The organism is Pseudoalteromonas shioyasakiensis (assembly GCF_001550135.1).
GTDB lineage: Bacteria > Pseudomonadota > Gammaproteobacteria > Enterobacterales > Alteromonadaceae > Pseudoalteromonas > Pseudoalteromonas shioyasakiensis.
In genome coordinates, this window is record NZ_LRUE01000016.1 from 211707 (window position 1) to 221194 (window position 9488).

Genomic DNA, 9488 nt, shown 5'->3' on the forward strand with positions numbered 1-9488 from the left:
GCTGACGGCTGACGGCTGACGGCTGACGGCTGACGGCTGACGGCTGACGGCTGACGGCTCAAACCTTAACACAAAGATACTTCTCTTCTAGGTACTCATCTAACCCTTGGTGGCCGCCTTCTCGGCCTAAGCCTGACTGTTTAACGCCGCCAAATGGCGCTACGGGGTTTGAGATAAGGCCTTCGTTAATACCTATCATACCGTATTCGAGTGCTTCGCTTACGCGATAAACTTGCTTGATGTTTTCACTATAAAAATACGCAGCTAAACCGTAAGGTACGTCGTTCGCAAGCTGAAGTACTTCTTCTTCATCATCAAAGGCGATTATGCTGACTACAGGGCCAAACACTTCATCATGATAGATATCCATCTCTGGGGTCACATCAGTTAAAATTAATGGCGCTTGAAAGCTACCTTCAAGCTCGCTGTTATCACCGATTAACGATGCCCCTTTATCAACCGCATCTTGCACCAGTGTTTGCACTTTTTCTTTTGCTTTAGGGTAAATTAATGGGCCGATATCTACCCCGTCATCAAGCCCATTGCCAACTTTTAACTCAGCCACTTTGTCTGTGAGTTTTTCGAGTACCGTTTCAAGCACTGAGCGCTGAACAAAAATTCGGTTAGCGGCAACACAAGTTTGCCCTGCGTTTCTAAACTTAGCTCCCATAAGGCCAGCAACTGCTTCATCTAAATCGGCATTATCGAAAATAATAAACGGGGCATTACCACCAAGTTCCATCGATGTTTGTTTAATAGTCGAAGCGCACTGCGATAGCAACTGCTTACCTACACCGGTTGAGCCTGTGAATGTGAACTTACGCACACGCTCCGACTCAGTCATGATCTCACCCACCATTTTTGCGTTTTCGGAGACCACCACGTTCAGCGCACCTTTTACAAATCCGGCTTTATCAGCAAGATAGGCTAAGGCAATAGCGCACAATGGCGTATGCTCCGAAGGTTTAATCACAAAACTACAACCCGCGGCATAAGCGGGTGCCACTTTACGGGTGATCATGGCAATCGGGAAATTCCAAGGTGTAATACCAGCCACCACACCAATTGGTTGCTTTATCGTTGTTAAGCGATGCTTGCTGTCAGTGGCTGGAATAGTATCGCCATAACTACGCTTTGCCTCTTCACTAAACCATTTAATAAAGCCTGCACCGTATTCAACTTCGCCTAAGGCTTCTTTTAAAGGCTTACCCTGCTCTTTAGTCATTAACTCAGCAAGTTGTTGCTTGTGCTCAATAACCAACTCATACCATCGGCGCAGCGTTTCACTACGTTCGGTTGCAGTTGTTTGCTTTAGTTTGCTAAATGCCTCGTCAGCACTTTTTAAAGCCAGCTCAACCCCAGCTTCATCAATATCAGAAACCTGAGTAATCACCTCTGCGGTTGCGGGGTTATCTACACTAAAACGCTGGCTCGTAGAGTAAAAGTCACCGTCGATAAACGAATCAGAAAAAACCAAATCAGACATAGAACCTCCAAGTAAAAGCTATCAGCTATCAGCTATCAGCTATCAGCTATCAGCTATCAGCTATCAGCTATCAGCTATCAGCTATCAGCTATCAGCTATCAGCTATCAGCTATCAGCTATCAGCTATCAGCTATCAGCTATCAGCTATCAGCTATCAGCTATCAGCTATCAAAAACATAAAACCTGAGAAATGAATGTAAAGCTATTGCTGCTCAAAAACACAAATAACTGAAACACCCTCTCAATTTGCTAAAAACTGACGTCTGAAAGCTGACAGCTCTAAAATAGAAAAACCGCTGTAGAGACCAAGCAACTACAGCGGTTTTTACGAAATCAAAGCCGTTAAAAATTAATGCTCTTCATTAACGATATTGAGATTATACTTTGGAATTTCAACCACTAAATCTTCATCTTTGATCACCGCTTGGCAACCAAGGCGTGACTCTGGCTCAAGACCCCATGCTTTATCTAGCATGTCGTCTTCAAGCTCATCGCTCTCATCTAAAGAGTCAAAGCCTTCACGGATGACTAAGTGGCATGTTGTACATGCACATGATTTTTCACATGCATGCGGAATGCTAATACCATTCTTTAGCGCAACATCTAATACCGTTTCACCTGCAGGAGCTTCAATAGCAGCGCCTTCTGGGCATAACTCTTCGTGTGGAAGAAAAATAATTTGTGGCATACCTTACCTCGTTAAACTTCGTCTACTGACTGCCCTTGCAGCGCTTTTTTGATTGATGCATCCATTCTGCGAGCAGCAAATTCGCTACTTGCATTGTCTACAGCTTCAATCGCTGCTTTAATTTCTGCAGGTGTTGTTGCGCTTTCGCGTACGGCAACAAGTTTAGCAATTTCTGCTTTTAACGCACCTAATTCTTGTTCATCAAGTAATGCACTGTCGGTTGCCAGTGATGCTTCAAGCGCTTCAACAACACGTAACGCTTCAACTTGCTGCTCTTTAAGCATACGCGCTTGCATGTCGTCTTTAGCGTTAGTCATTGACTCTTTAAGCATGTTTGCAACTTGGTCGTCCGATAAACCAAATGATGGTTTGACCTGAATTTCAGCTTGCACACCGGTTGATTTTTCCATTGCCGATACACTTAATAGGCCATCAGCATCTACTTTAAAGGTTACGCGAATGTGCGCAGCACCTGCTGCCATGGCAGGAATACCTTTTAAGCTGAACTTAGCCAACGAACGACAATCATCAACTAACTCACGCTCACCTTGTAGTACATGCAGTGACATAGCCGTTTGACCATCTTTGAAAGTAGTAAACTCTTGTGCACGTGCAACAGGGATCGTAGTGTTACGTGGAATGATTTTTTCAACCAAGCCGCCCATGGTTTCAAGACCTAGCGACAGTGGTAATACGTCTAGTAGCAACATATCTGAATCTGGCTTATTGCCAACCAATACATCTGCTTGCAGTGCTGCACCGAGTGCAACTACGCGATCTGGGTCGATAGAAGTCAGTGGCTCTTTATCAAAAAATGCAGCAACTTGAGAGCGTACAATTGGCATACGAGTCGAGCCGCCAACCATTACAACTTGTAGTACTTCTTCATTCTCGATACCGGCATCTTTAACCGCACGGCGACAAGAACGTAGTGTTTTCTTCACAAGGCTAAGAGCAAGCTCATCAAACGTTTCGCGGGTAACTTCAACTTTGTGGCTTTGACCATCAAACTCTAAACCAACATTCACTGTTTGGTATTGGCTTAGCGCTTCTTTACAGGCTTTTGCTTTATTAATGAATAAACGCAATACTGATGCAGAAAGCTCGCTCACACCCGTTTGTTTTTTGAAGTAATCAACTAGTAGCGAGTCAAAATCATCACCACCAAGGCTCGAATCACCACCAGTTGCCATTACTTCGAATACGCCTTGGTGTAAACGTAAAATAGAAATATCGAAGGTACCGCCACCTAAATCGTATACGGCGATAATACCTTCTTGGCCTGAATCAAGGCCATAAGCAACAGCCGCAGCGGTTGGCTCGTTTAATAAACGTAATACCTTAATACCTGCAAGCTCTGCGGCATCTTTGGTGCTTTGACGCTGTGCATCATCAAAATAGGCTGGCACAGTAATAACGGCACCCATGATGTCTTGACCTGCAAAGCTGTCTTCTGCGCGCAGTTTTAATGCTTTTAAAATTTCACTCGATGCAGTAACAGGGCTAATTGCACCCGCAACTGTGCTGATTGCTAATGAGCCATCATGCTCACAAAATTCGTACGGCAGTTGACCATAGCTTTTTTCGATTTCAGCCTGAGTTTTACCTAAAAAACGCTTTACTGAAATTAGAGTGTTTGCAGGGTCTTGAGTAGCAGCTGCAGCAGCTCGCTCACCAACCACAATGCTATCTGCTTGGTATTGAACAACCGATGGTAGCATCGCGTTGCCTGCTAAATCAGTCAGTGTGCGCGCTTCGCCGCTTTGCACTGTTGCAACTAACGAGTTAGTTGTACCAAGGTCAATACCGACTGCTAATTTGTGCTCATGTGGTGCCGCGCTCTGCCCCGGCTCAGCAATTTGCAATAATGCCATAATGCTCTTTTTAAACTCTTAAATAGCTGTTGTGTAACAACTAACGATTAATCATCAAATAAACTGTCTTCAATACGCTCTAGTTCATCGCGTAACTTATAAACAAACTTCAATTTACGAATATTGTCAGCGGCAGCTTGCCATTGTTGCTCATCATTACTTGCCAGCTGAGCGGCTAATTCGCTGCTGTATTGCTTATCGAGTTGTTTAATTTGCGCTTCAAACTGGGCAATTGCTGCATCAGGATCTGCGGCATTTTCAAGTTCTTCTAATTCTTCACGCAGCTCCATTTGCTGCATTAAGAATAGCGGGTCCTGTAATGTTTGTTGCTCGGCGCGAATATCAACACCAAGCTCGCTTAGCATGTACTCAGCACGTTTTACCGGGTGTTTTAAGGTTTGTAATGCATCATTGATTTCTGCTGCATTTTGCACAGCAAGTAATTTATCACGGCTGCTAGAGCTTGCGTGGCGATCAGGGTGAACTGCACGTTGCAGCTCAAGGTAGTGTTTATTAATAGTCGCTAAATCAATGTTGTAATCTACTGGAATTGCAAATAACTCAAAGTAACGCATTACATAATCCAACTCGGTAAACAGGAAAGAACAAAGCCCTACATAGGCAGGGCTTCAAGCAAAGAAAGTTTTATAAGCTTAAACGGTGAAGCTTTCGCCGCAACCACACTCATCGGCTTGGTTCGGGTTGTTAAACTTAAACCCTTCGTTCAAACCTTCTTTGGTGTAATCAAGCTCAGTACCATCAATGTAGACTAAGCTTTTAGCATCAACGATTACTTTCACACCACGGCTTTCAAAAATTTCGTCGCCGTCTGCTAACTCATCAACAAATTCAAGAACATAAGCAAGACCTGAACAGCCCGTCGTTTTAATGCCAACGCGTAGGCCAATGCCTTTGCCGCGATTTGCTAAAAATGATTCTACGCGGTTTGCTGCCGCATCTGTCAATGTCACTGCCATGAATTTATCTCTTACTTCGCTTGTTTGCTTTTGTAGTCAGCAATTGCTGCTTGAATCGCGTCTTCTGCTAAAATTGAGCAGTGAATTTTCACTGGCGGTAATTCAAGCTCAGCACTGATATCAGTGTTTTTGATTGTTGCAGCTTCATCTAATGTTTTGCCTTTTACCCACTCAGTTACAAGTGAAGAAGAAGCGATTGCGCTACCACAACCATATGTTTTGAATTTTGCATCTTCAATTACACCTTCTGGTGATACTTTGATTTGCAATTTCATTACGTCACCACATGCTGGTGCACCCACCATACCTGTTGCAACTGACGGATCATTTTTGTCTAAAGCACCCACGTTACGTGGATTTTCAACATGATCGATTACTTTATCACTATAAGCCATAATACTATCCTCACTACCTGCTAGCGGCGGCGATCACTGATTAGTGATGCGCCCACTCAACTGAATCTAAATCAATACCTTCTTGATGCATTTCCCATAAAGGAGACATCTCACGTAAACGGCCGATCGAGTTTTTGATTAGTTCAACGGTGTAATCAATCTCTTCTTCAGTCGTAAAGCGGCCAATGCTGAAACGAATTGAGCTGTGTGCTAACTCGTCATTACGGCCTAATGCACGTAGTACATAAGAAGGCTCTAAGCTTGCTGAGGTACAGGCTGAACCTGATGAAACAGCAATGTCTTTAACAGCCATTAATAACGACTCACCTTCAACAAAGTTGAAGCTGATATTTACAATACCTGGAACTGAGTGACTTGGTTCACCATTGAAGTAAACTTCGTCCATATCAGCCATGATGCCATCAATCAGACGCTTACGAAGTGCGCTGATGTGTGCATGGTCTTTTTCGAAATCTTCTTTAGCGATTCTAAATGCCGCACCCATACCAACTAATTGGTGAGTAGCTAGTGTGCCTGAACGCATACCACGCTCATGACCACCACCGTGCATTTGTGCTTCTAAACGTGCACGTGGCTTACGACGAACATACAGTGCGCCTACACCTTTCGGACCATATACTTTGTGGCCAGAGAACGACATGAAATCAACTTTTAACTGTTGCACGTCGATAAGTACTTTACCTGCGCTTTGTGCAGCATCTACGTGAAACATAATTTTGCGCTCACGGCACATTTCGCCGATTGTCGCGATATCTTGGATAACACCTAGCTCGTTATTTACGTGCATTACGCTCACAAGTACTGTGTCTTCACGCATTGCAGCTTCAAGCTTTTTAAGGTCAAGTAAACCGTTTTCTTCAACGTCCATATAGGTTACTTCGAAACCTTGGCGCTCTAGTTCACGACACGTATCAAGCACTGCTTTGTGCTCTGTTTTAACAGTGATAACGTGCTTGCCTTTCTTTTTATAGAACTGCGCAGCACCTTTAATTGCTAGGTTGTTTGATTCTGTAGCACCTGAAGTGAAAACAATTTCACGCGGGTCAGCGTTGATCAGATCAGCAATATCTGTACGTGCTTGATCAACTGCTTCTTCTGCTTGCCAACCAAAACGGTGTGAGCGTGATGCAGGGTTACCAAAATTACCGTCCATAGTCAGGCATTGCATCATTTCTTTTGCCACACGTTCATCAACAGGCGTGGTTGCTGCGTAATCTAAATAAATCGGTAACTTCATTTCTCTCTCCGCTTTCGTCAAGCTACAGTTGACAGCTTACTTGAATGTTTTCCAGTTGCTTAATTGCATTGTTGATGCTGTTATCTTGGCGAGATGCGACTTCTTTCACATCTGACTTTTCAACCAATTCAGCAAGGGTAATACTATTTAAAAACTCTTCGATACGTGCGCTTAAGTCCGACCATAAGGTATGAGTCAAACAACGCATGCCGCTTTGGCAGCCACCCGTTGCATTGTGGCAACGTGTTGCATCAACAGACTCATCAACGGCGTTAATCACATCGCCGACAGAAATTTCGTTCGCTTCTCGACCTAGTAAATATCCGCCACCTGGGCCACGTACAGAGGTCACAAGGCCGTTTTTACGTAAACGGGCGAATAGTTGTTCAAGGTAAGATAACGAAATCTCTTGGCGTTCAGAAATATCGGCAAGAGGCACTGCACCCACATTTGTATGTAGTGCAACATCCAACATGGCGGTTACTGCGTATCTGCCTTTTGATGTTAACTTCATGGAGCCCCCGATGTTACTGCACGCTAAGGTGTGCAAATTTTAATTACCAGACCAAAATAGTCAAGTATTATATAAGCTATAAGCTATAAGCTATAAGCTATAAGCTATAAGCTATAAGCTCAGCATCAATACCTGACCTTTTTGGTCAAGTATTGAGTACATTGTAATTACCTGAGTAATTTAGTCAAGTATTATACTTATAACCTGTGATTATTTAATAGACTTATTAATAGAGGTAAGAATACCGCGTAAAATGTTCATCTCAGCTTCTTCTGGACGTGCGCGGTTAAATAAGCGACGTAGTTTAGTCATCACCATGCCAGGGTGTTGCTTGATGATAAAACCTGTGTCGTTTAGCGTTTGCTCTAAATGCTCGTAGAACAGCTCAGTTTGCTTTGCATTTGGGTAGGTTGCTTCGTCTTCTTCTTGTACTTTTGGCTGTTTATTTAAATATGCCATACGTGTTTCATAACACAGCGTTTGCACGGCCATTGCTAGATTTAGTGAGCTGTATTCAGGGTTTGCAGGAATACATACGTGGTAGTTACATTGTTGTAGTTCTTCGTTCGTTAAACCACTATTTTCGCGACCAAACACGAGTGCAACAGGGCCCTGTTCAGCCTCAGCCACTAATTTTTCACCACATTCACGCGGCTCAACCATAGGCCAAGATAAAGTACGTGAGCGTGCGCTGGTACCAATTGTTAAGCCACAATCAGCAATCGCATCTGCCAGTGTATCAACAACCACTGTTTTACCTAAAACATCAGTTGCACCGGCCGCAAGCGCACTCGCATGACTATCAATTTCACAAGCAGGATCAACTAGATATAAATTTGATAAGCCCATCGTTTTCATAGCACGTGCCGCTGAGCCAATATTACCAGAATGTGATGTGTTAACTAATACGATACGAATATCATCAAGTGTCATTGCGTTGTTACTTACTGAAAGTCAAAAATTGCGGGGATTATAACATAGCTATTGGGTATCAGCTATCAGCTATCAGCTATCAGCTATCAGCTATCAGCTATCAGCTATCAGCTATCAGCTATCAGCTATCAGCTATCAGCTATCTGATCTGACCCCGATAAAGTAGACACGGGGTTTAATTAACTTGTTCGTATTGCATGGGACTTTTATACCCAAGGGTGCCATGCCTTCTTACTGAGTTGTAGTATTTTTCAATATAAAAATACGTTTGTGTTGTCATTTCACTACGACTCAGTTCATTTAAATTCTTTATCCACTCCTTTTTATACTGCGCGAAGAAGCTTTCTGAGCATGCGTTATCCCAGCAGTTGCCTTTTCTAGACATACTCACTGTGACACCTCTATTAGTTAACCACTTCACTGTTTCCTTTGCGACATACTGAGCTCCTTGATCTGAATGAAAGAGCAAGTTCGAACCATCAGGTTTGCGTGCAGACCATGCCTTTCTCAGTGTTTTAATAACTAACTCGGCGTTGTTTATCCGGCTTGTTACCCAGCCAACAACCTTACGAGAATACAAATCAAGGATGACGCATAAATACTGCCAACCATCTTTACAGCGTACTTGTGTGATATCTGAAACCCACACGGTATTTACTGCATCAACATTAAACTGGCGTCGTAGTAAGTTACTCGCTTTGATTGTACCTTCTTTCTTCGCGCGGCTTGTATAGCGCCTCTTACCTGACTTTGAACGATACCCAACGCTTTGTAAAAGTCTCTGCACACGTCCTTTACTGCAATCAAAGCCATGTGCTACCGCTGCTTCCCAAAGCTTTCTATAGCCCGGGATACAGTGCTCCTGGTCGCTAATATGCTTTAGAAACTTAAGTAACGAACTGTTCTCTTTCTGGCGTGTGCTAGGTAATTGCTTTAACCATTTATAATACCCAGCCGGCGACACAGATAACCAACTGCACAACTTTTTCACTGTGCGTTTGGCGTCTGTGACCTTGTGGATATATTCGAACCTTATTCTTTTAGGCTGTCGAAGTAGACCTTCGCCTTTTTTAAAACGTCATTCTCCAACTGAGCATCTTCGAGTTGCTTCTCAAGCTTGCGAATTTGGCGCTCTAAATCTGTGTATGATTTGTCAGGGCCTTGGTTCTTAAGTGGCTTTGATGTTTTCTTCTTCGAGGTCATGTGACTTCTCCAACTTGATAGCATGTCAGGATGAATACCGTATTTATTAGCGACCATCTTAACTGTATCTGTGGTGTCTAACGACTCTTGAACGACTTTTATTTTAAATTCGAGGGAATATCTACGCTGTGACTTTACTTTCATGATTACTGACTCCAAA

10 protein-coding genes are annotated in these 9488 nt (G+C 43.3%); all 10 read right to left on the reverse strand.

Annotated features, from left to right (window positions below; all coding sequences use genetic code 11):
* Nucleotides 1–58 precede the first annotated feature (58 nt).
* Entirely contained in the window at nt 59–1486 is a 1428-nt protein-coding gene (locus tag PASHI_RS13805; protein WP_062566063.1) for an NAD-dependent succinate-semialdehyde dehydrogenase, read from the reverse strand.
* A 349-nt stretch (nt 1487–1835) separates the two neighbouring features.
* A complete protein-coding gene (gene fdx, locus PASHI_RS13810) occupies nt 1836–2174 on the reverse strand; it encodes an ISC system 2Fe-2S type ferredoxin (protein WP_054563549.1) in 339 nt (112 codons plus the stop codon).
* Nucleotides 2175–2185: 11 nt separating this feature from the next.
* Nucleotides 2186–4048 carry a Fe-S protein assembly chaperone HscA gene (gene hscA, locus PASHI_RS13815; RefSeq protein ID WP_062566064.1) on the reverse strand — a complete coding sequence of 621 codons (1863 nt, stop codon included), beginning with the start codon at nt 4046–4048 and terminating at the stop codon, nt 2186–2188.
* A gap of 47 nt (nt 4049–4095) precedes the next feature.
* A complete protein-coding gene (gene hscB / locus PASHI_RS13820) occupies nt 4096–4623 on the reverse strand; it encodes a co-chaperone HscB (protein ID WP_054552503.1) in 528 nt (175 codons plus the stop codon).
* Between the two features lie 78 nt (nt 4624–4701).
* Entirely contained in the window at nt 4702–5025 is a 324-nt protein-coding gene (gene iscA, locus PASHI_RS13825; protein WP_054552502.1) for an iron-sulfur cluster assembly protein IscA, read from the reverse strand.
* Between the two features lie 11 nt (nt 5026–5036).
* The gene (gene iscU, locus PASHI_RS13830) at nt 5037–5420 is read right to left on the reverse strand and encodes a Fe-S cluster assembly scaffold IscU (protein WP_054552501.1); all 384 of its coding nucleotides are present in this window, start codon (nt 5418–5420) and stop codon (nt 5037–5039) included.
* 40 nt (nt 5421–5460) lie between these two features.
* Nucleotides 5461–6678, reverse strand: a complete 1218-nt coding sequence (locus PASHI_RS13835) for an IscS subfamily cysteine desulfurase (protein ID WP_062566065.1) — start codon at nt 6676–6678, stop codon at nt 5461–5463.
* 22 nt (nt 6679–6700) lie between these two features.
* Nucleotides 6701–7192: a Fe-S cluster assembly transcriptional regulator IscR gene (iscR, locus tag PASHI_RS13840; protein ID WP_054552499.1), complete on the reverse strand. Its 492-nt coding sequence runs from the start codon at nt 7190–7192 to the stop codon at nt 6701–6703.
* Between the two features lie 210 nt (nt 7193–7402).
* On the reverse strand, nt 7403–8125 hold the full coding sequence (trmJ, locus tag PASHI_RS13845) for a tRNA (cytosine(32)/uridine(32)-2'-O)-methyltransferase TrmJ (RefSeq protein WP_062566066.1): 723 nt from the start codon (nt 8123–8125) through the stop codon (nt 7403–7405).
* 175 nt (nt 8126–8300) lie between these two features.
* A protein-coding gene (locus PASHI_RS13850; RefSeq protein ID WP_156426493.1) for an IS3 family transposase occupies nt 8301–9472 on the reverse strand; the annotation gives its coding sequence in 2 pieces (ribosomal slippage) (nt 8301–9199 and nt 9199–9472; 1173 coding nt in all).
* Nucleotides 9473–9488 lie beyond the last annotated feature (16 nt).

What these genes read in the sequence shown, in the direction of transcription:
- PASHI_RS13835 (WP_062566065.1), bottom strand. Translation starts at nt 6,678, where the DNA reads ATGAAGTTACCGATTTATTTAGATTACGCAGCAACCACGCCTGTTGAT.
- hscB (WP_054552503.1), bottom strand. Translation starts at nt 4,623, where the DNA reads ATGCGTTACTTTGAGTTATTTGCAATTCCAGTAGATTACAACATTGAT.
- iscA (WP_054552502.1), bottom strand. Translation starts at nt 5,025, where the DNA reads ATGGCAGTGACATTGACAGATGCGGCAGCAAACCGCGTAGAATCATTT.
- iscU (WP_054552501.1), bottom strand. Translation starts at nt 5,420, where the DNA reads ATGGCTTATAGTGATAAAGTAATCGATCATGTTGAAAATCCACGTAAC.
- fdx (WP_054563549.1), bottom strand. Translation starts at nt 2,174, where the DNA reads ATGCCACAAATTATTTTTCTTCCACACGAAGAGTTATGCCCAGAAGGC.
- hscA (WP_062566064.1), bottom strand. Translation starts at nt 4,048, where the DNA reads ATGGCATTATTGCAAATTGCTGAGCCGGGGCAGAGCGCGGCACCACAT.
- iscR (WP_054552499.1), bottom strand. Translation starts at nt 7,192, where the DNA reads ATGAAGTTAACATCAAAAGGCAGATACGCAGTAACCGCCATGTTGGAT.
- PASHI_RS13805 (WP_062566063.1), bottom strand. Translation starts at nt 1,486, where the DNA reads ATGTCTGATTTGGTTTTTTCTGATTCGTTTATCGACGGTGACTTTTAC.
- trmJ (WP_062566066.1), bottom strand. Translation starts at nt 8,125, where the DNA reads ATGACACTTGATGATATTCGTATCGTATTAGTTAACACATCACATTCT.